The organism is Clostridium nitrophenolicum, from assembly GCF_055391695.1.
Window position 1 is genome coordinate 5,532,006 of sequence record NZ_AP042469.1, and the last position, 23,225, is coordinate 5,555,230.

Annotated in this window: 17 protein-coding genes, 1 pseudogene and 1 other annotated feature; of the genes and pseudogenes, 11 read left to right on the plus strand and 7 right to left on the minus strand. The window is 31.9% G+C overall.

Translation table 11 applies throughout. From position 1 onward, the window contains the following. Positions 1–125: 125 nt before the first annotated feature. The 5 genes and pseudogenes from ACZ5N4_RS26250 to ygeW all read right to left on the minus strand — a co-directional run bounded on the left by ACZ5N4_RS26250 (position 126) and on the right by ygeW (position 7,940). Complete coding sequence (locus ACZ5N4_RS26250) at positions 126–1,661, minus strand: methyl-accepting chemotaxis protein (protein ID WP_464205698.1); 1,536 nt, start codon at positions 1,659–1,661, stop codon at positions 126–128. Between the two features lie 52 nt (positions 1,662–1,713). After that, positions 1,714–1,890, minus strand: a pseudogene (locus ACZ5N4_RS26255) (guanine deaminase); the annotation flags it as partial. A gap of 310 nt (positions 1,891–2,200) precedes the next feature. After that, entirely contained in the window at positions 2,201–3,529 is a 1,329-nt protein-coding gene (gene ssnA, locus ACZ5N4_RS26260; RefSeq protein ID WP_464205699.1) for a putative aminohydrolase SsnA, read from the minus strand. A gap of 72 nt (positions 3,530–3,601) precedes the next feature. Then, positions 3,602–6,619 (minus strand): putative selenate reductase subunit YgfK, encoded by a 3,018-nt coding sequence (gene ygfK, locus ACZ5N4_RS26265; RefSeq protein WP_464205701.1) that lies wholly within the window; start codon positions 6,617–6,619, stop codon positions 3,602–3,604. A gap of 124 nt (positions 6,620–6,743) precedes the next feature. Continuing rightward, positions 6,744–7,940 (minus strand): knotted carbamoyltransferase YgeW, encoded by a 1,197-nt coding sequence (gene ygeW, locus ACZ5N4_RS26270; protein WP_464205703.1) that lies wholly within the window; start codon positions 7,938–7,940, stop codon positions 6,744–6,746. 670 nt (positions 7,941–8,610) lie between these two features. Between ygeW and ACZ5N4_RS26275 the strand changes: the two genes are divergently transcribed. From ACZ5N4_RS26275 to ACZ5N4_RS26305, 7 genes are all read left to right on the plus strand, one after another. Next, positions 8,611–9,984 (plus strand): nucleobase:cation symporter-2 family protein, encoded by a 1,374-nt coding sequence (locus ACZ5N4_RS26275; RefSeq protein WP_464205705.1) that lies wholly within the window; start codon positions 8,611–8,613, stop codon positions 9,982–9,984. A gap of 406 nt (positions 9,985–10,390) precedes the next feature. Continuing rightward, positions 10,391–11,134: a selenium cofactor biosynthesis protein YqeC gene (gene yqeC / locus ACZ5N4_RS26280; RefSeq protein ID WP_464205707.1), complete on the plus strand. Its 744-nt coding sequence runs from the start codon at positions 10,391–10,393 to the stop codon at positions 11,132–11,134. Positions 11,135–11,150: 16 nt separating this feature from the next. Further along, on the plus strand, positions 11,151–11,750 hold the full coding sequence (mocA, locus tag ACZ5N4_RS26285) for a molybdenum cofactor cytidylyltransferase (RefSeq protein ID WP_464205709.1): 600 nt from the start codon (positions 11,151–11,153) through the stop codon (positions 11,748–11,750). After that, positions 11,743–12,591 (plus strand): selenium-dependent molybdenum cofactor biosynthesis protein YqeB, encoded by an 849-nt coding sequence (gene yqeB, locus ACZ5N4_RS26290; protein ID WP_464205711.1) that lies wholly within the window; start codon positions 11,743–11,745, stop codon positions 12,589–12,591. Before mocA ends, yqeB begins: the two co-directional genes overlap by 8 nt. After that, positions 12,560–13,369 carry an XdhC family protein gene (locus tag ACZ5N4_RS26295; protein WP_464205712.1) on the plus strand — a complete coding sequence of 270 codons (810 nt, stop codon included), beginning with the start codon at positions 12,560–12,562 and terminating at the stop codon, positions 13,367–13,369. Before yqeB ends, ACZ5N4_RS26295 begins: the two co-directional genes overlap by 32 nt. A 77-nt stretch (positions 13,370–13,446) precedes the next feature. Continuing rightward, positions 13,447–14,418, plus strand: coding sequence for a GTP 3',8-cyclase MoaA (moaA, locus tag ACZ5N4_RS26300; protein WP_464205714.1), 972 nt, complete (start codon positions 13,447–13,449; stop codon positions 14,416–14,418). A gap of 209 nt (positions 14,419–14,627) precedes the next feature. Then, positions 14,628–16,451, plus strand: a complete 1,824-nt coding sequence (locus ACZ5N4_RS26305; protein WP_464205716.1) for a DUF4434 domain-containing protein — start codon at positions 14,628–14,630, stop codon at positions 16,449–16,451. A 41-nt stretch (positions 16,452–16,492) separates the two neighbouring features. Here ACZ5N4_RS26305 and ACZ5N4_RS26310 read toward each other — a convergent pair whose 3' ends face one another. Both ACZ5N4_RS26310 and ACZ5N4_RS26315 read right to left on the minus strand, forming a co-directional pair. Continuing rightward, positions 16,493–17,062, minus strand: coding sequence for an indolepyruvate oxidoreductase subunit beta (locus ACZ5N4_RS26310; protein ID WP_464205718.1), 570 nt, complete (start codon positions 17,060–17,062; stop codon positions 16,493–16,495). Positions 17,063–17,074: 12 nt separating this feature from the next. Then, positions 17,075–18,865, minus strand: coding sequence for a thiamine pyrophosphate-dependent enzyme (locus ACZ5N4_RS26315; protein WP_464205720.1), 1,791 nt, complete (start codon positions 18,863–18,865; stop codon positions 17,075–17,077). A gap of 208 nt (positions 18,866–19,073) precedes the next feature. Between ACZ5N4_RS26315 and ACZ5N4_RS26320 the strand changes: the two genes are divergently transcribed. From ACZ5N4_RS26320 to hydF, 4 genes are all read left to right on the plus strand, one after another. Beyond that, positions 19,074–19,547, plus strand: coding sequence for a methylated-DNA--[protein]-cysteine S-methyltransferase (locus tag ACZ5N4_RS26320; RefSeq protein ID WP_464205722.1), 474 nt, complete (start codon positions 19,074–19,076; stop codon positions 19,545–19,547). Positions 19,548–19,623: 76 nt separating this feature from the next. Then, positions 19,624–19,876 (plus strand) — a binding site (T-box leader). Positions 19,877–19,954: 78 nt separating this feature from the next. Then, positions 19,955–21,346 carry an asparagine--tRNA ligase gene (gene asnS, locus ACZ5N4_RS26325; RefSeq protein ID WP_464205723.1) on the plus strand — a complete coding sequence of 464 codons (1,392 nt, stop codon included), beginning with the start codon at positions 19,955–19,957 and terminating at the stop codon, positions 21,344–21,346. Between the two features lie 247 nt (positions 21,347–21,593). Next, the gene (locus ACZ5N4_RS26330) at positions 21,594–21,839 is read left to right on the plus strand and encodes a TM1266 family iron-only hydrogenase system putative regulator (protein WP_178907259.1); all 246 of its coding nucleotides are present in this window, start codon (positions 21,594–21,596) and stop codon (positions 21,837–21,839) included. A gap of 18 nt (positions 21,840–21,857) precedes the next feature. Beyond that, positions 21,858–23,051, plus strand: a complete 1,194-nt coding sequence (gene hydF / locus ACZ5N4_RS26335) for a [FeFe] hydrogenase H-cluster maturation GTPase HydF (RefSeq protein WP_464205726.1) — start codon at positions 21,858–21,860, stop codon at positions 23,049–23,051. Positions 23,052–23,225: the final 174 nt, after the last annotated feature.

The following is a 23,225-nucleotide window of genomic DNA, read 5'->3' on the forward strand; positions in this document are numbered from 1 at the left end:
ATTAAAGTAATTTATTATAACAATTGTGAACCTATCAATATAAAAATAACTTATTAAATATATTGTTCACTATGAATTTTAAAGTAAATTGAACTTAATTTCAACATATAAATCATAAAATCTCTTTAATCCAACAATTTTAGTAAAGATTCATAAGACAATGAAACCTGATATATAATTCCTGTATCATAATTTGGAACCATCATAAACTTATGAAGTTTTCCTGTCTGCACACTTGTTTTTAATAAACTAACTGAATATGGTTTTTTATCAATAAACAAATCTTTTTTAAGATCTTGGCTCTCATTATCCCTCATCAACTGATATATATTCAAACCAATAGCCGTATGTATATTTGAATGCCAAATAACTCCTTCAGTATTAGTAACATCTACCCCATCTACCCCTAATTCTGATGCAATTACCTTCATTTTATCAATTGAACCATCAAAACTTTTATCTTTTTCCACAATTTCCTTAAATTGAAGCGTTTTGATGTACATCAATTTATCCATAACAGCAGAAGCAATATGTTGTTTGGTTTTTTCTGACAACTCCGTTATAACTTCAATGCTGCTTTTAATCTCTTCAATAGATCCATTTTGCTCCTGTGAGGCTGCTGCAATTTCCTCAGTTGCCCTTGCTGTTGTATATGCCATCTCTTGATTCTTTTCTGTAATAGACAATACTATATCACAATTTTTAACGGTTTTATGAATAAGTTGCTGAATTTGCTCTGTTTGTTTTACACTTTCTCTAAAGGCCTCCAATATTTCTTCTAGTGAATCACCTGCTTCATTTGTCACAGTAACACCTTCTGAAACATAATTTGTTACCTGTTCAATAGAAACTGATGAAGAATTAATATCTTTTCTTATCTCTCCAACAATCTTACTTACTTCAGAAGCTGCAGTATTAGATTGTTCTGCTAACTTTCTTACTTCATCTGCTACCACCGCAAAGCCTCTTCCACTTTCACCTGCACGTGCTGCCTCAATTGCGGCATTTAACGCAAGTAAATTAGTCTGGCTCGCAATGCTTGTTATAAAAGAGATAATATCTCCAATTCGTTTTGATTTTTCTGTTAAAGTATTTATCATCGAAGACGTCTGTGATGCTGTTTCTTCAATCCCCTGCATAGTTTCAACAATCTTTTTAACTGCTTTACTAGCCTCTATAGAAGTACTCATAGAGCTTTGTGCTTTCTTGTTTGCATTATCAGCAAATTCAGCGGCACTAAAAATCATTCCCGTAATTTCTTTAGAATTATGTGTTGTTTCATCAACAATTTTTAATTGTTCATTGTTTTGTTCTACAATGTTTTGAGTATTAAAAGCAATAAGCTCTGCAGCCTTCCCCCCTTCTGTGGCCCCTGCTTTAATATTTTCTAAAGCATCATTTAAATAGATAGCATTATTAAGTATTTTTTTGAAATATGCTTTAAGCTCTTTATCTTCCATATAGTTATTGTAAGTAGAAGATATTTGTTGATTATCCTCCTTACATGAACTCTTCTTATCACTAAAATATATTCCAAACCAAATAAATAGCGAGTTAACTAATCCAAATAATAAAAGAGCATTAATACCATTTAATCTAACACCTACTACAATTATAAATGATACTATAAATGAAACTCCAATTATCATAGCTTTTCTCATGCAAAGCCCTCCTTTACATTTTAAATTTCTTAAATCTGTTTATTTTAGAAATTTAAATTTTTAATAAAACCTTGGTCCTTCTACTTTTTTTATCAGCAACGTATCTTTCTTTAATATTTCTATCATCTCCAGTATAGATAAACTTCTGTAATTTTTCTTCTATTGACAATGGTTTGAATATATATAGATTACTGTCATCAATAACTAAAGCATCAAACTCATATCCTTTTAAATTAAAACGCCTATAAATTCACATAAAGTTTCAAATATCCTGAGTACTTGTACAAATATATTACATAAAAATACATAAATCGAAAATAATTCTTTTATTAATTAGTTAGTTAAATTATACGTCCCTGTGAAATTGTTTTCAATAATAATTTGGGTCATTATTTATTTTATGTATTGTATTTACTTATTTTATAAAAAATAGAAAGGTTGCTTTGCTATAATAAGCAAGATAACCTTTCTATTCTCGTAGTATCATTTCTTTACCTATTTGCTTTACTTTATTCGAGAAAATCAAGAACAATAATTTTTTAGAAACGCTTCCAAACAGCAGCTGCTAATTCTCTACTTCTTGCCATAATTCTTTCTTCATCAATATCAATAAGCTTTCTATCTTCCATAACAACTTTACCATTTATAATTGTAGTATCAACATGACGTCCATTTATACCAAATAATAAATGACTGTTAATATTATTCTCATTAATTGGTGTTGAAGAATTATAGTCTACAATAATTATATCTGCTAGTGCGTCTTCTTTTAAAATTCCAACCTTACCATCGATAAATCTCTCAGTAATCTTTCTGTTATTTTCAAATAGCATCTGTGGAATTTCTCCCCATGCTACTTTAGAATCTCCTGCAACATGTTTGTGTATAATATTTCCAACTTTATAGGACTCCATCATATCTGCAGTATATCCATCTGTTCCAAGTCCTAATAGGATTCCCTTCTCATACAATTTAAGTACAGGTGATGCTCCTACAGCATTACCCATATTAGACTCAGGATTATGCACAACTATAGCATCCTTCTCTTTAAGCATATTCATTTCTTTGTCTGATACATGAACGCAGTGTACTGCAATTGTCTTATTTGATAGAACGCCTGCATCATACCATCTTTCTACAACGCCTTTGCCATACTTTTCTTTTGAATCTTCTACATCTTCAATTCCCTCTGCAGTATGAACATGGAAACCTGTATTTAAACCTTGTATAGATTTTAAACACTTTTCTAAAGTTTTTTCTGATATTGTCATTGATGCATGAAGTCCAAACATACCTTTAAGCATATCATCATTTTTGCTGTTACAGTATTTAATGAACTCTGCATTTTCAGCAATACCCTCATCTATAATTTTTTCTCCGTCTCTATCAGAAGTCTCATAACATAAGTTGCTTCTGATACCTACTTTTTCTGCAGCCTCTGCTATTTTAAATAAGCTTCCTCTAATTGCATAAGGACTTGCATGATGATCAAATGCAGTAGTTACACCATTTTTTATTTGATCTATCATTGGTACAATTGCACTATAATAAACATCGTCTAGAGTTAACACCTTATCAAGTCTCCACCATAGCCCTGTAAGTATATCAACAAAATTCTGCGCTGGAGGACTATCATTAGCCATTCCTCTAGCAAAAGTACTGTAATAATGCATATGGGTATTAATAAACCCTGGCATAATTAGTCTACCTTTTGCATCAATAAATCTAGCATCTGCATATTTGTTTTTAATTTCTTCAGTCATACCAACTTCGATAATCTTGTTGCCATCTACAGCAACACATCCATTATCAATAATTGGTCTATTATTATCTCTAGTAATCACCTTACCATTTCCAATTAACAACATTGTTTCCCCTCCCCAGTTTTGTGTTTTACAATCTCTAATTCTAAAAATTAAGAGTTAAACTTAAAAATCGTACTATAACATATAATTATATTTCTCTACGCAACTCTTAATAATGCTTTCCATTTGCTTTGAAATAACATTTTCTTGGCCCATAGTATGATTTACAATATCTCCATTTTCAGTTCTAACTTTATAAAGACCTTTATTCTTATCTACAACTAAGAAACCTTTATTTGTACTGTCAACAAAATCCGCTTCACTCCAGAAAGCTGTTACTTTATCTTTATATGGATTTCCCTTATGAGGGCAGAAGATACCGCAGTTACCACATTCATTACACATTCCATCTAAGTGTACTATTTGATGTGAAGAAGCGAATTCTCCTTCTACTTCTATCATAACATTTGCTCTGTTAGGGCAAACATCCACACATAATTCACAAATGTTGTTACATGAAAGGCATCTTTCAGCTTCTTTTTCTGAGTTAACAACATCCTTCAATATACCTTTTCTTCCGTATATTACTTTTTCATCTACAGAAAGAACCTTCTTCTCAAAGTCATTGCTTAATCCTTCTTTTGCTAATATATCTTTAGCTACTGCTTTTCCATCTGCAATTGCTTTAACAATAGTAGCTGGTCCTTTTTTCATATCTCCAGCAACATATACGTTTGGAACGCTTGTTTCACGTGCTTCGTTCACTTTAGCGAAGCCTTTAACATCTAGCTCTATTCCATTCTTAGCTAGTATTTGACTGTCAACTTGTTCTCCAACTGCTGCTATAACTGTATCTGCAGCTAATTCTACTGTATTCCCAGTAGCAACAGGACTTCTTCTTCCAGAAGCATCCTTATCACCTAATTTCATTTCATCACAGATAAGTTTTCCGTCTTTGAAAGCAACTGGTGCAAGAAGTTCTTTAACTAGTACACCATCAGCCATAGCTAATTCAATTTCTTCTCTATCAGCAGGCATAAATTTCTTAGTTCTTCTATAAACGATAGAAACTGTTTCTACTCCTGGAACTCTCTTTGCTGCACGAGCACAGTCCATAGCAACGTCTCCGCCACCTATAACACAAACATGTTTTTCTAAATTCATATTTCCTTTTTCTGCTTTATGTGTTTCTAAGAAGGAAATAGCATTTAGAACCTTATCTCCGCCTTCTTTAAGAGATATTCTACCTGGCTTCCAAGCACCTATAGCTAGTACCACATAATCATAATTATTCTTTAAAGCTCCAATAGCGAAGTTTCCATCTACTCCAAATTGAAAGTTTACTCCATAACTCTTAACAAGTTCGTAATCTTTCTTAATCATTTCAGAAGGAATTCTGAATTCTGGTATAACGTATTCTATAATACCATAAGGTCTTTCTTTTCTATCTATTACAGTTACGTCTACGCCATTTCTTCTTAAGAATAGAGCTGTTGCCATTCCTGCAGGGCCAGCACCTATAACTGCTACCTTTTTGTCGCTCTTTATATCTGAAATTTTAACATTTTCAATAAATTTATCCTGAGCGTTTAATACTGCAATCTTCTTCATATCTCTGATCATAACTGATTGATCATAGTCTAATCTAGTACACTTATATTGACAATTATGATTACATATAGTTCCCGTTATTGCTGGTGCTGTGTTATCCTTTGCAATTACAGAGAAAGCTTCATCATATTTCTTACCGCCAACTAAAGCTATATATTCAGGAATTTGCTGATTTATAGGACAACCTACAGCACATGGTGCTATTGCACAGTCATAAGTAGGAAGCTCATCAGAAAGCTTTCTGCTGTCTACAGTTCTTAAGTCCTTAATATGATATTTATCAGTTATAGCTTCTTTAGCTAGCTTATCTAATAACTCAGTATTAATTCCAGCAAAGGCTCCGTTTAGATCTCCTTCTATCTTTTCAGCCATTTGTGTTATTCTTTCATATCCACCTGGCTTTAATATAGTTGTTGCAAATGTAATTGGTTGAATACCTGTAGCTAAAATCTTATCTACATTAAAGAAGTCTGCACCACCAGAGTATGATATTTGTAAATCACCATCAAACTCTTTAGCTAATCTTGATGCTAAAGTTATTGAAAGTGGGAAAAGAGAACGACCTGACATATACATTTCTTCTCCTGGCAATTCACCATTATCAATTTTAACTGGTAAAGTATTAGTTAACTTTACTCCTATTCCTAGGTTTAGTTCACTTGAAACTACTTTTAATCTCTTTAACATTGCTACTGCATCTGGGTATTGCAAATCGTTTACAAAATGATGTCCGTTTAGAACTACATAATCATAGCCCATTGCATCAAAAGTATCTCTAACAAATTTTTCTCCTAAAAGAGTTGGATTCATCTTTATAAAAGTGTGTAAGTGCTTTTCTTTAAGTAGATAGTTTGCTATTCTCTCAATTTCTTGTGGAGGACATCCATGAAGTGTAGATAATGTAATTGATGGACAAACTACTGGTGAAATTTTTTCTAAATCTTCTTTAGTGAAATTAGTGAATAAGTCCATGTTTTTAAGAATTACTTCTCTACATTCCTTCCAAATCTCTGTATTTGATGCATTACGCATTCCTTCAATGTAAGCATCTATTTTGGGAGATTTTATACCTTCCAAATCGTAGCCAACACTCATGTTGAACATAAAGTCTCTTTCTTGGCTTAAATTAAGTTCTTTCATTAAAACATGAAGTAAAAACCAAGCTTTTATATATTCATCGTAAGCATCTGGTACTCTTAGTTCTGTAGACCATTCTACGTTATAACATTCATCTTCTGCACGAATACAAGGTTTAGCTACAGGTAAGTCTTCCCCGTCTATAATTTGTACTGTTTTAAGCTCAATAAATCTGCTTCCAGTTAAATAGGATGCAACGATATTTTGTGTTAATTGTGAATTAGGACCTGCTGCAGGACCTAGTGGTGAAGCTAGTTTTTCACCAAATAATTCAATTGATTTTCCACTTTTGTTTCTATAAAACTTATTTTCATGAATACCGAAAATAGATCCTTTTTCTTTTAGTTCTTTAGTAACCCAAGTAAGCATTTTTTCAAATGAAATCAGGCGCATCTTATCGCTCATTTAATTTCCCCCCTTAAGAATGTATATCAATAAAAAATAAATTTTATTATTGCATAATCTACATGTAAAATGCGGAGTGTCCATAAAACACTCTGGCACACTCCGTAAACTCTAAATGTTTATTCTATTTTCCTGAAAATCTTTGTGGCTTATTGTTTAAAAGATTTTCAAATGTTTCTACAGGATTTTTAACTTTGCTTAAGAACATCATTGAAGCTATGATATATGGTTTAAATCCTGCTTCCTTGTAAAGTGGTTCACGATATCTATCAAATACTGAAGCAGCTACTTCTCCTTCTTTGCAGCTTACACCAGTGATGTCTGCTGGTAAACAGTGCATGTATAATGCTTTTCCGTTTTTAGTAAGGCTCATTAACTCTTCTGTACATTCCCAATCTTTATGTTTAGCATTTTGTGCTAAAAGTTCTTTTTCAAGTACTTTTATTTCTTCCATTTTGCCTTCTCCATAAAGTTCAGTACGTTTTTCCATAGCAGCAAAAGGAGCCCAGCTCTTTGGATAAACGATATCAGCATCTTTGAATGCTTCAGCCATAGAATTAGTTTTTGTGAACTTTCCACCGCTTAATTCAGCATTTTTTCTTGCTACTTCTTCAACTTCTGGCATTATTTCATATCCTTCTGGGTGAGCAAGTACAACTTCCATACCCATTCTTGTCATTAAACCAACAATACCTTGTGGAACTGATAATGGTTTACCATATGAAGGTGAATATGCCCAAGTCATAGCAATTTTCTTACCTTTAAGATTTTCTACACCACCAAATTCATGAATTATATGTAACATATCTGCCATAGCTTGAGTTGGGTGATCTATATCACATTGAAGATTTACAAGTGTAGGACGTTGTTCAAGAACTCCTGATTCATTACCTTCTCTAACTGCATCAGATACTTCATGCATGTATTTATTTCCCTTACCGATGAACATGTCATCTCTGATACCGATAACATCAGCCATAAATGATATCATGTTTGCTGTTTCACGTACAGTTTCACCGTGAGCTATTTGTGATTTTCCTTCATCCAAATCTTGAACTTCAAGTCCAAGTAAGTTGCAAGCGCTTGCAAAGCTAAATCTTGTTCTTGTTGAATTATCACGGAATAAAGATATTGCTAGTCCACTATCAAAGACTTTAGAAGAGATATTATTTTCTCTCATCTTACGTAGTATATCTGCTACTGTAAATACTGATTTAAGCTCATCATCTGTCTTTTCCCATGTCAAGAAAAAGTCATTGTTGTACATGTCCTTGTAATTTAATTTTTCCAAGTTTTTAATTAATCCTTTAATTTCCTCCATAATTACCCTCCTAAATTTTAAAACATTTATTAAACTTAATTTCTTTAATTAATTTAAAGAAACATTTATAACTAAGTATCAATTAATCATTTTTTATTGACTAGTTAATCTAATTTTATAATAGCAAAATAACTTTGTCAACATTCAAATAATTTATATAAATAAAAAAATATACATAATTTCGAATTTTCGCTAACATCTTAATATTGACATCTTTTGATTTACGGAGTTATTAATGACAAAATATCAATTATTAAAAATTAGATTGACTAGTTAATCTAATCCTATAATAGTAAAATATTTTTGTCAACATTCAAATAATTTAAACTTTATTTTTTTCTGCATAATCTAACAAATTCCTAAAAAATAGCTTATAAACTCCAATTATCTTTATTATATTCCGAAATTTTTTTATCATTTAAACATTGACAATATTTATACAATATAGTTAAATTAAAATACATTGATTAATTAGTTAGTTAATAAAAGTTTTTTATATTTATTATTTTAATTTCTACAATAATGTAGCTAATTTACAATTTATGAAATCGTACACAATATTAGATTTTTATTTTAACAATTTATTTCGGCACATCATTATTTCGTAATTAATACTTAAAGCTCAAAATTTAAGTATTAAAAATAAATGTTTTATTAGGGGGTATTATATATGTCAGAAGAAAACAGCAAAAAAGTGGACGAAGTAAATCAAGTACTTCCAATTGGCCAACTTGCGCCTTTAGGCCTTCAACACGTACTTGCAATGTATGCAGGTGCAGTAGCCGTACCATTAATTATCGGTGCTGCTGTAGGTTTGACGCCAACACAATTGACATTTTTGGTAGCCGCAGATTTATTTTGTTCCGGTATTGCAACTTTACTACAAGCGATTGGTATAAGTTCATTTGCCGGTGCGAGGCTGCCAGCAATTTTAGGTTGCACCTTTGCAGCCGTTGGTCCGTTAATTATTGTTGGTAAAAGCTTTGGATTGCAAATAGCTTATGGCTCCATTATCGCAGCCGGAATAATAGTTGTACTAGCGGCACCACTGTATGGAAAGATATTGAAATTTTTCCCTACTGTTGTAACCGGCACAGTTGTTACAGTAATGGGACTTTCTTTGGTAAGTGTTGGTATCACTAGTATCGGTGGCGGCGCAGGTGCAAAAAATTTCGGAAGTATCTCTAATCTATTACTAGGCGGATTTGTAATGATTGTTGTTCTACTATCCAATAAATATTTAAAAGGATTTTTCCAGTCTCTCTCTATTTTAAATGGTATTGTTTTAGGAACAATAGTTGCTACATTTATGGGAAAAGTAGATTTTACACCAGTTGCAAATGCAAAGTGGATAAGCTTTGTTCAGCCATTTTATTTTGGTCTACCCAAATTCGATCTCGGTTCAATAATCATGATGACCTTTGTTATGTTTACAGTAATGATTGAATCAACTGGTACATTCCTTGGAATTAGTAAAGTTTGTGAGAAAGATCTTACTGAAAAAGATATTGTCCGTGGAATTAGAGCAGAAGGACTTGCCACAATTTTCGCAGGTATTTTCAATTCATTCCCACATACTACGTTTAACCAAAACTTAGGCCTCCTAGCTCTAAGCAGAGTAAAAAGCCGTTTTGTTGTAATCGCTTCCGGTATTATTCTATTATGCCTTGGATTGATTCCGAAATTTTCAGCTTTAGCTACAATTATTCCTCAGCCTGTTATAGGCGGAGCTACAACTATAATGTTTGCAATGGTTGCAGTGGCTGGTATCCAGATGCTTTCAAGCGTAGATTTCAACAAGAACTCCAATATGCTTGTTGTTGCTTGTTCCATTGGCATAGGCCTTGGAATCACTGCAGTGCCTAATTTGCTTGATCATACACCAGCAATTTTCAAATCAATTTTTGGCAGCGGTATAGTTTCCGCATCTGTAGTTGCAGTAATTCTTAATGCATTCTTAAATCATGGTGAGGAAGTTCATAGTGATTTAAGCTTAGACAACTCTAAGACCTCTAATGCCCATTCTGGTGAAATAAGCTTTTAGTTTAATTAGAAATAAACCTCATGACATTAATATCATGAGGTTTATTTTATAGGTTATTATTAAAGTTCATATAAGTTTTATCAAATTGATAACACATTTTGTTAAACTTTAAAGAAAACATCCTATATATATCATATCTTTATCAAATTATTATCATAATGATAATTTTTTATCATTATGATAATTAAAAAACTTATTATATTGCTTAATATTAATCTCAAGGCAAGAAAATTTTACAACTGTTTACGTTTATGAAACTTTTATAAGTACTTAAAAACTGCTATTTCACTAAGTATTCTATATAGCAAAATATTTTATTAGAATTTTTTGTTTTTTCTGGCACATTAGTTGCTTATAATATTTTATACAGGATTATAAATTAAATCCATCATTCATGAGGTAAAGTATGAAATTAAGAGAATTATTAGATTTGAAGAAAGAATCCATAGTTTCCATTGTAGGAGCTGGGGGAAAAACTTCTCTTATGTTTAATTTAGCTGAAGAGCTAAAAGAGGAGAGCAAGGTATTAGTAACAACAACTACTAAAATATTTATGCCAAATAAAGACCAGTATGATTACATGTGTCTAAATAAAAAAGATTATCTAGACTACAGCCAAATTAACAATAAAGGTATTTACATTTTTGGTAGTTCTCTAAATAAGGCTGGTAAAGTTGTTGGGCTAGATAGCAGTACCATAGAAACAGTTTCTGAATCTTTTAATTATACGCTGATAGAAGCAGATGGATCTAAAATGAAACCTATCAAGGGGTGGGGTATTAATGAGCCTGTAATATACCAGAAAACGAATAAAACAATTGGAGTATTAGATATAAAAACAATAGGCAAAACAATTAATGATACTAATGTTCATAGGCTTGAAGAATTTTTAAAATTGACAAATTCAACAATAAACGAACCTATAAACATACAGCATATTATTTCTTTAATACTTCATTCAAATGGACTATTTAAGAATGCTTTAGGAGAAAAAATACTTTTTATTAACAAAGTTGAAAATGCTGATGAATTACTTCTGGCAAATAAGCTTTTGGAAGCAATATTAGAAAAAGGCAATATTTGCTTCAACAAAGTAATTATAGGAAGCTTAATGAGTAAAAAATATCAATTAGCTTTTAGCTGTGTCTGACTTAGGAGGATACCAAATGATTAATGCTATTATTTTAGCAGCAGGTTATAGCAAAAGGATGGGTAAGAATAAACTTTCTTTAAACCTTAATGAAAAGTCTATAATTGAACATGTTATGGATTCGGTGTTATCTTATAATTTTAATGATATCCTTTTAATTGGGAGAGATGAAAACGTATTAAAATTGTCTGAAAAAAGAGGCATTAAAACTATTTTTAATGATAAAGCTATGTATGGTCAAAGTGAATCAATTAAACTTGGAGTTATTAACTCTTGTGATACTGATGGTTATATGTTCTTTACAGGTGATCAACCTTTCATAGATACAGATACAATAAGACTTTTAAATTATGCCTTTGATAAATATAAGCATTCAATTATAGTTCCTACTTTTGGTTCTAGAAGAGGTTCTCCCGTCATCTTTCCTAAAAGATTTAGAGATGAATTGCTGTGTCTTCAAGGTGATACTGGCGGTCGAATAATAATAGATAAATACAAGAATGATGTGCATTTTATAAAGTTAAATAGTGAATTACCTTTACTTGATATTGATACACCAGAAGATTATAAAAATATATTAAATATAATAAATAGAAGGACGGTTAGATATGTTTAATGAACTTGTAATTGTGAGAGGCGGAGGAGATATAGCCTCAGGAACAATCCAAAAACTACACAGAAGTGGATTTAAAGTTCTGATATTAGAAGTATCAACTCCTACCTCAATAAGAAGAACTGTTTGTTTCAGTGAAGCTATATATGAAGGTCAAATTACAATAGAAGATATTACCTCCGTTTATGCATGTAATGTTAAAGAAGTTAAGAAAGCATGGCTAGAAAATAAGGTACCAGTGGTTGTAGATCCAAATGGCCTATATATAGATGTTTTTAAACCTCAAATTGTAGTTGACGCAATTTTAGCCAAAAAGAACTTGGGTACTACTATGAATATGGCCGATATAACTATTGCCTTAGGACCAGGCTTTGAGGCCGGAAAGGATGTACATGCAGTAATTGAAACTATGAGGGGCCATAATTTAGGAAAAATGATATTAGACGGCTACGCTAAAAAAGATACTGGAGTCCCTGGTAATATAATGGGTTACTCAAAAGAAAGAGTAATATATAGTCCTTGTGCTGGAGTTATTAGAAACGTTTGTAATATTGGTGATGTAGTTGAAGCCAATGACATAATAGCTTATGTAGATGATATGGAAGTTAAAGCTAGTATAAATGGACTACTGAGAGGAATTATAAGAGATGGAAGTAATATAACTGCGAAACTTAAAATAGCAGATATTGATCCAAGAGTTACGGAAAAGGAAAACTGTTACACAATTTCAGATAAGGCAAGAAGTATTGGCGGCGGAGTATTAGAGGCTATACTATACTTAAAAAATAACAAAAATTATGGAGTGTGTGGCTATGGACGAAAAGATATTAAAAGAAGTATATGAGAGCTTACATAGTGGTGAAAGGGTTGCCCTAGCCACTATAATAGATTCATCAGGATCTGCTCCAAGAAAAGCAGGATCTACCATGGCAGTATGGAAAGATGGTAGAATATTAGGCTCTATTGGAGGAGGCATAGTTGAGCATAAGGTCATTCTTAAAGCTATAGAATGTATTGCCCAGAGCGAAGATAGTAATTTTGAATATATATTAAATGAAAAAGGTGGTCTAGATGCACAGTGTGGCGGTCAAATTAAAGGCTTTATAAAAGTTTTTACCCCTAGCCCTAAACTGCTTATAGCTGGTGCTGGTCATATAGGGCAACAACTTCATAAATTAGGAAAAATATTAGGCTTTTATACAGTGATTTTTGATGATAGAGAAGAATTTGCAAATAGCACAGTATTTGATGATGCAGATGAGATTATTATAGGCAATATAGGTGATACTTTATCTAATTACAAATTTAATGAAAATACTTATGTAACCATAGTTACAAAAGGTCATAGGTCCGACAGTGATGCGCTTATGGCTTCAGTATCTAAGGGCGCTGCCTATGTTGGAATGATTGGAAGCACTAAAAAAATACTTTTTATAATGCAAAACTTAATTAATGCTGGAATTCCTAAAGAAGAGCTACAAAAGGTGTTTGCACCAATGGGGCTAAATATAGCTTCAGAAAAGCCAGAAGAAATAGCTCTTAGCATTTTAAGTGAAATATTACTTATAAAAAATAAAGGTTCATTGAATCATTTTAAAGACTTAAAAAATATAAAAATATAATTATGTTTACTTTAATGAGATTATAATAGCTTTTAGCTTTATTATAGCTAATACAAATATAAAAGGAGGTGGATATAGTGCTAGATAAATGCGGGAGAAATATAAATTACCTTAGAATTTCAGTAACAGATAGATGTAACCTAAGATGCATGTATTGTATGCCGAATAAAGGAATAAAGTTTATGCCTGAATCCAACCTGCTGAAGCTTGATGAGATTTATAGAATCGTCAAGTTGACCTCCGAACTAGGTATGTCAAAGGTAAGAATAACTGGAGGAGAACCTCTTATAAGAGAAGGTATTGTGGATCTTATAAAGGATATAAAATCTTTACCTAACATAAATGAAGTCTGTATTACTACTAATGGAATACTTTTAGCTCAGTATCTAACCCCTCTAATTAAAGCTGGCCTTGATAGAGTTAATATTAGCTTAGATACTCTAAAGGAAGATGTATACAGTAATATAACTCGTGGTGGTGACCTAAAGAGCGTAATTGATTCTTTAAATTTTGCCGTAGATAAAGGTTTAAAGGTTAAAATAAATACTGTCATTATGGAGGGCTTTAATAGTAATGAAATTATGGATTTTGTTGCTATTACAGAAAATAATCCTATAGATGTTAGGTTTATAGAACTTATGCCTATAGGTGAAGGTAAAAGTTTTAAATCTATATCCACTCAACAACTAAAAAATATTATTTCAAAAAACTCTTCTTTAACGGCCTGTGATAATATAACTAGCCATGAAGGCCCTGCTTCATATTTTAAAACTGAAAAAGGGATAGGGAAAATAGGATTTATAAGTGCTATGAGTCATTCCTTTTGCGAAAACTGTAATAGAATCCGCCTAACCTCTGAAGGTTTTTTAAAACAATGTCTTCATTGGAATTCAGGAACAGATTTAAGGAGTTTAATTAGAAATGGTATATCTGATGCTGAATTAAAAGAAGTAATTATGAGGGATATTTTTAATAAGCCTATAAGACATAAATTTAATGATAATGATAGTGCCTCCGACAATAGATTAATGTATCAGATCGGAGGCTAATGCTTTAGTTGAAGTAGAAGTAATAGCATTAGCTGAATAAAACCATAAAAAGAGTGGACGGAATGTTCACTCTTTTTATGTTATATCATTTTTAAATATATGTATAATTTAGATAGCTTAAATTTGAGTTATCACCTATAAACGCTTATAATTATTATATCATTTACTTACTATTAATAATTATATAGAAAGGAACTTTATAAATAATTATGTTAAATAGAAAAGCAATAGTAAAGCTAAGCTCTATAGTATTTATTGTTGGCATATTTATATTCATCTATATTAATAGTCCGATTAGATCTTATAAAAGTTACCCAATATCAGATGGAACTTTCATTCAATTAGATCTTACTCAAAATTGGGATGATTCAAAATGGAAAAGCGAGCTTCAATATTTGAAGCAAAATAAAATGCACTTTCTTATCATTACCGGTGTTTCTTTCTCTAGTGGAAGTGAAACAAAATCTGTTTACAATAGCACTATATCTGGATTTACAAAAATTTATGGACAAACAGATCCTATTGATCTTTGTTTAAAAAACGCTGAGGAGTTAGGAATAAAAGTTTTCGTAGACACTTACTTTAACAGTGACTGGTGGCAGAAATCTGGTGATGACCCGGAGTGGCTTTATGCGCAAATGCAAAAAATAAATCAAGTATCTGATGAATTATATGTTAAGTACCACTCTAAATATCCAAAGGCCTTTTATGGTTGGTACTTTCCATACGAAGTAGACAACGCTAAGTTTGCCAATACTAATCAGTTTAGCGTTTTATCTAATGCATTAAATATTAACCTAAGGCATTTAAAAGATAAAAATGAACGTCTACCTATTTTATTATCTCCTTTTATGAATTCATCCTGCAGTACTCCTAAAGAATATGCTGATAACTGGTCATACTTATTTGCACATACGGACCTAACAAAAGGCGATATTTTCTGTGTTCAAGATTCTGTTGGAAGTGGCCGTATAAACATCGATGAATCTAATTCTTGGTTTACCGCTCTCAAGAAGGCTGTAGATACCAAACCTGGTCTTTTATTTTGGGCGAATGTTGAAACTTTTGATTATGTAAATAATTCAAGTGCTCCATTAAATCGCTTTATTAAACAGTTAAAGCTAGTAAGTCCTTGCGTTGATAACATAGTTTGTTTTTCTTATAGCCATTACTATAGTCCTAACAATATTAACGATGGTTTTCAAAATGCTTATTACAAGTATGTGAAAAATGGAGTTCTTCCAGTCCATAAACCTAGCAAACCTCAGAACTTAACTGTAGAAACTATAAATAAAAATGAATTTGCGCTTTCATGGACTGAACCTAAAGATACTAAAGATATCTGCGGCTACAATGTGTATCGCAATGGAACGCTAATTTTTAGCACAATATCACAAAGAAAATATGGTGGAGACTTAAAGGGCCTTTGCATGAGTTATACGGACAGACCTCTTTTAGAAAGCAACATAACCTCATATAGCTATGAGGTAAAATCCTTTGACTTTTCAGGGAATCTTTCCGATGCTTCTAACCCTATTAAAGTTAGTGCAAACCCTGATAAGCCTTTAATTAAATTGCTTTCCACAAACTGTACTTATACAACTTTTCCTGCACCAGACTATATTTATAATGATACAAATTCTAAAAAACTTACAGATGGAATCTATTCAAGTAAAAACTCTAACAAAGATAAATCTTTTGTAGGTTGGTATAATGATCCTATTGATGTTACTATAGATCTAGGTAAAATAATAGATACACAGCAATTTGCGGTAAGCTACTTAAGAGAGCCAATCCCTTGGGTTCAGCTGCCTTCTAAAGCATCAATTGCAGTTTCTAGTGATGGGATAAGCTTTCAGCCGGTAGGTCTTTTAAGAATCCCTACAATCCCATTTTCAGAACGCAGTGGTTCTAAATATAAAATATATTTAACTTTAGATAAACCAATATCCGCAAGGTTTATAAGACTTTCTTCCTTTACAACTCCTTTCACTTACACATTTATAGATGAATTTGAAGTACGCAGCAATTAAATACAGGGGTATGTCAACATAGATTGACATACCCCTGTATATTAAGCTCTACCTTGCTTAAATGCTTTTATATTCACATCTATAGTACTTTTAGGGACATTATTTTTAATCACTTCAATCCAACTTTCCTCTTTAAAAGGCAAAAGTTTTGATAAGCATCCTAGCAATACTATATTTGCAGTCTTTATATTCCCTGAATCTTTTGCTATTTTATTAGCCTCTATAGGAATTACATCTAGACCTTTACTCTTAACTTTATCTTCTATATTCTCAGGGTATTCTTCTTTTTCAATTAATACCCTATTAGGGAATATTACCTCATCATTTATTATAACCTTAGCTCCATTTCTTAAGCTTTTTACCCATCTTAGTCCTTCAAGCTTTTCCATAGCTACCAATATGTCGCCTTCGCCCTTTGGTATGATTGGAGAATAAACTTTTTCACCAAATCTTACACTTCCCCAAACCATGCCCCCTCTCTGAGAAAGCCCAATCACATCACTAGTTCTGATATCGTATCCTTCTCTAAAAGCAGTTTCGGCTAATATCTTAGTTGCAACAACAAGTCCTTGACCTCCAACTCCGCTAATCAATATATTTGTTATACTCATGACTATCCCCCCTTAACTATTTGCCTCTGAACTTCTTTTTATAGCTCCTACTGGGCATACCTGTGAACAAACAGAACATCCTACACACATATCCGGATTGATATAAGAATTTTTCTTATCCTTACCTGGATATTGCTTCATGGATATTGGCGGACAGTTAGTTCTAATGCAACTTCTACAGCTTATGCATATATTTTCATCAACGTAGAAGTGAGGTTGTTTTATTTTAAAGTTTAAAGCACATGGTCTAGTTGTAACAATTACGGATAATCCTTCTCTTTTCAATGCAGCATGTATTGCTTCTTTAGTTTCCTTATATTTAAACTGATCTACTATTGTAACATCCTTTATGCCAAAAGCTTTTAATACTTCTGGAATACTTATACTATAGCTATCTCTATCTTTAAAGTACTCTCCAGTTGTAAGCGTCTCTTGACCTCCAGTCATTGCAGTGGTTCTGTTATCCATTACAATAACAGTAATATTCTCTTTAGTTTTAGCTAGTTGAAGCATTCCTGTCATTCCAGAGTGAAAAAAGGTTCCGTCACCAATTGTAGCAACTATTGGCTTTTTCTTCCCTGATCTATTCTGAGCTACTGCAACTCCTAAAGCATTTCCTAAGGAAGCTCCCATACTTATATTAGTTTTATGAACCTCAAAAGGCTCTAATATACCAAGTGAATAGCAGCCTATATCTCCCATGACAGTAGCGTTAGCCATCTTCAGAATGTGGAATATTGGCCTATGAGGACATCCTGAACATAGCATAGGCGTTCTTGGTGGAATTTCTTCAGACTCAACATCTGTTTCGTTAACATCTGCTTTTGATATAATGTCTAGCTTTTCTAAGCCTTTTCGTATTTCATCTATATTAAGCTCGCCGGTAAATGAAAAATATTCTTTTCCCTTAACCTCTATTCCATTTATTTTTAAAGCTTCCTCTATATATGGCATGAGCTCTTCAATTACAACTATTTGTCTGTACTTATTGCTTAGATTTTTAATTTTTTCTATAGGTAATGGCCATACCATTGCAAGCTTTAGAATAGAAGCTTTAGCATTCAACTCCTTCAAACACTCATAAGGCATACCACTACTAATAATTAAGGTATCTGAACCTTCAACTTCATCTAATGTATTTAGGTCTAGTTCATTATTAAATGCTTTAAGCTTTTTTATTCTTTCCTTCATAAAGTATTGTTGTTTATTAGCATGCGGAGGAAGCATACAATACCTTGATTGTTCTGCAACAAATCCTTCTATTTCCTTCTCTTCTCTATCAGATAGTTCTACAATTCCTCTACAGTGGCATAGCCTGCTAGTCATCTTTAATAATACAGGCGTATTAAAGGTTTCACTGATATTTAGACCAATTTTAACAAAATCTTTAGCTTCTTGTGGATTAGATGGTTCAAATACAGGTATATTAGCATACTTTGCCCAAAACCTACTATCTTGTTCATTTTGTGAACTTGTAAGTCCAGGATCATCACCTACTACTAATATAAATCCTCCCTTAGTCTTTATTTGTGTAAATGTCATGAATGGATCTGCCGCTATGTTTATACCAACATGCTTCATAGATACCATGCTTCTAGCTCCAGCAAAGCTTCCTCCCATGGCTACTTCAAATGCAACCTTTTCATTTGTTCCCCATTCACAGTAAATTTCGGGATAGTTCTTTAAAGATTCTAGTATCTCTACTGTCGGTGATCCTGGATAACTTGAGGCTACCATGCCCCCTGCTTCCCAAAATCCTCTACTTATTGCCTGATTTCCTGTTAAAACAACTTTTTCGTTCAATAATAACACCCCCATTTAGTTTATGTTCATTATGTAAATATATATTACTAAAACATAATTGAAAAATATTCCTTATGTGTTAACATTTATTATCATATCATAATGATTATTAATTATCAATAAAATATTTTAAACTAATGTAGACAATTACATTGTCCTTATTATAAACTATTAATATAACAAATTTATTTTGATTTAGGTGAACATTATGGATAAAATGTATGCTGCATATTACAAATCTCCTATTGGTACTATAGAACTTAAAGGCAATAATGATGGTGTTATTTCCTTATACTTTATAGAAGAAGATTTAACATCTTTTGAAACTCCTGATTGTTTAGTTGAATGTGTTAATCAACTTGATGAATATTTTAAAGGTGTTAGAAAGAATTTTTCACTAAAACTAAATATCAGTGGAACTGAATTTAGAAAAAAGGTATGGGATAAACTTCAAGATATACCTTATGGAGAAACATGCTCCTATTTAGATATAGCCAAAGCTACAGGAAATGAAAAAGCTGTAAGGGCTGTAGGTGGTGCTAACCATAACAATAAAATAAGTATAATTATCCCTTGTCACAGAGTCATCGGAAGTTCTGGGAATCTAACTGGATACGGTGGCGGACTATGGCGAAAGGATTGGCTGTTAAAACATGAGAAAAGTTTTAAAGATGCAAAATAACGAGCTAATAATTATTGACATATAATTTTATAACTATTATAATTTTAAGATAAAATATTATCATTTTAACATAATATCTAAAACTATGATGAGAAAAGTACATATAGAACTTATTTAAAGCGAGTTGATGATGGTGAAAGATCAATAATCAAGTCTGTATGGAAGAACATCTCTGAGTTTCTAACCGAAATTTAAGTAAAAGTAGGCTTAGAGGTATCCAATACCTTATAATTGGTGAGCATAAAATCATTTATTTTTTGCTTTTTAAAGTTGGTCATATTTATGACAAATTGGGTGGTACCGCGGAACTTAAGCCTTTCGTCCCTTTGTGGATGAAGGGCTTTTATATTTATACATATTTGGGTAAAATATCATAATATGATAAAAAATTAAGGAGGATTTATAAAATGGAAGTAACATTAGTTAAACAACTTTACAGAGAATGTGAAAAATTCGCTGATAAAGATGTAAAAATTTCAGGATGGGTTAGAACAGTAAGGGATTCTAAAACTTTTGGCTTTGTTGAGGTAAACGATGGAAGCTTCTTTAAAAATGTACAAATAGTGGTTGAAGATAGTTTAGATAACTTTAAGGAGATCACTAAGCTTCCTATTAGTACATCACTAGCTGTAGAGGGTACAGTAGTTCTTACACCAGATTCAAAACAACCTTTTGAAATTAAAGCAAAAAAAATATCAATAGAGGGAACTTCTTCTTCAGACTATCCTCTACAAAAGAAGAGACACACTCTTGAGTATTTAAGAACTATAGCACATTTAAGACCTAGAAGTAATACATTTTCAGCGGTATTTAGAGTTCGTTCAATAGCTGCTTATGCAGTTCATAAGTTCTTCCAAGAACAAGGTTTTGTATATGCTAACACTCCAATAATCACAGGAAGTGACTGTGAAGGTGCTGGAGAAATGTTTAGATTAACTACATTAGATATGCAAAATGTTCCAAAGGATGATAAAGGAAATATAGATTTTTCTCAAGACTTCTTTGGAAGAGAGACTAATCTTACTGTAAGTGGTCAATTATCTGCAGAGTGTATGGCTCTTGCTTTTAGAAATGTTTATACCTTTGGACCAACATTCAGAGCAGAGAATTCAAACACAGCAAGACATGCTGCTGAGTTCTGGATGATTGAGCCTGAAATGGCTTTTGCTGAATTAAAAGATTATATGGATGTGGCTGAAGGTCTTGTTAAATATGTTATAAAATACGTATTAGCAAATGCACCTGAAGAAATGGAGTTCTTTAGTTCATTCGTCGATAAAGGATTAATGGATAGATTAAATAATGTTGCTAATTCTGATTTTGGAAGAATAACTTATACTGAAGCTGTTGATATTCTTGAAAAATGTGGTGAGCAATTTCAATATCCAGTTGAATGGGGAATTGACCTACAAACAGAACATGAAAGATACTTAACTGAAAAAGTATTTAAAAAGCCAATATTCGTTACAGATTATCCAAAGGATATCAAAGCATTCTATATGAGATTAAATGAGGATGGAAAAACTGTTGCTGCAGCAGACTTATTAGTACCTGGAGTTGGTGAAATCGTTGGTGGAAGCCAAAGAGAAGAACGCCTTGATGTTCTTGAAAAGAGAATTGAAGAAATGGGTCTAAATAAGCAAGATTATTGGTGGTATTTAGAACTAAGAAAATATGGAGAAACTAAACATTCAGGCTTTGGTCTTGGATTTGAAAGAATTCTAATGTATATTACAGGAATATCTAATATAAGAGACGTAATTCCATTTCCAAGAACAACTGGATCAGCTGAATTCTAATATATAAAAAATATGCGACATAAAAAACTGTGTCGCATATTTTTTATTATTTGACATGTTTATTATATAAAATTATAATTAAGATAATTAATCTGATTTAATGGAATACTCCGTTATTTTAGATTTTTGAAATTTAAAATTTTATTTGACCTAATTGCAAGGATTTTTCTAAGCAAAAGGGAAGGAGGGATACTTAGTAAATATCTTTGGCCTTTTGCCAAAGTTTTTTTGTTTTGGAGGTAAAGCTATGGAAAAAAGAATAGGCGTTGTTGGTATTGTAATAGAAAATCTCGAAAGCGCTTCAAAAGTTAATGATATATTACATTATCATGCAGAGATTATAGTTGGAAGGTTAGGAATTCCATACAGAGAAAAAAATCTATCTGTTATTTCACTAATAGTAGATGGCACATCGGATGAAATAAGTGCTATGACAGGAAAACTCGGAAAAATTGATGGCGTAAACGTAAAATCAGCAATAACTAAAAAATAAAATTTTAGGAGGATAATTATGCAAGATACACCTAAAGCTAATAGACTGCATATAGCTATTTTCGGTAGAAGAAATGCGGGCAAATCTAGTTTAATAAACTCTCTAACTGGCCAAGATATTGCTCTTGTATCTGACTTTGCGGGAACAACTACTGATCCTGTATATAAGGCTATGGAGCTTTTACCAATAGGTCCTGTTGTAATTATAGATACGGCAGGCCTTGACGACACAGGCGAGATAGGAGAACTTAGAGTAAAGAAAACAAAAGACGTCATGGAAAAAACGGATTTAGCTTTGTTAGTTTTTACATCTGACTCCTCTGATTTTTCACTTGAACGTGAATGGTTTGAAGAACTTAAAGAAAGAAAAATTCCTATCATAGGCGTTATAAATAAAATAGACCTAGTTGACATGAATGTTGAAGACTTAAAAAGCACTTTTGATATACCTTTTGTAAAGGTTAGTGCAAAGGATAAAAAGAACATAGGAAAACTAAAAGAATTTATACAAGTTAATGCTCCTATTGATTTTGAAAAGTCAACTATAGTAGGAGATATATTAAAGGCTAAGGATAAAGTAATCGTGGTTGCTCCCCAAGATATTCAAGCTCCTAAAGGAAGGCTCATTCTTCCTCAAGTGCAGGTAATTAGGGATATACTTGATAATGATGCTTTGGCACTTACAGTTAAGGATTCTGAACTTATTGATATTCTTCAATCCTTAAACACAAAACCAGATTTAGTAATTACTGATTCTCAAGTATTTAAGAAAGTAAATGAAATAATACCTAGTGATGTTTCTTTAACTTCTTTTTCTATACTTATGGCTAGATATAAAGGGGATTTGGACATATTGATTAAAGGTGCAAAGGCCATTGATAACTTAAAGCCTAATGATAAGGTTCTAATCGCAGAAGCTTGCACCCACCATGCTCTTAAAAATGACATTGGAAGAGAAAAACTTCCTAATTGGCTTAAAGAAAGAGTTGGTGGAGAGTTAAATATAACAGTAAATGCAGGTGTAGATTTCCCAGAGGATTTATCTGACTATAAGCTTATAATTCATTGTGGAGCTTGTATGTTTAATAGAAAACAGTTTATGTCTAGACTTATAAGAGCCTCAGAGCAAGGTATACCTATAACTAATTATGGGACAGCTATTGCTCACATCAATGGTATTCTTGATAGAGTGACAAAAATATATTATAAATAACATTTAAGAATTAATTTATTATTAAAAAGCAGAAATTTACCAATCATAAATTTGGTATTTCTGCTTTTATTTTTAATATATAATAACATAATAATAGTCAAGTAATAAATTTTTTAAAATTTTTAAAAAAATTTTATGTAACCGATTACGTATTATTTCAATATTTAACGTTTT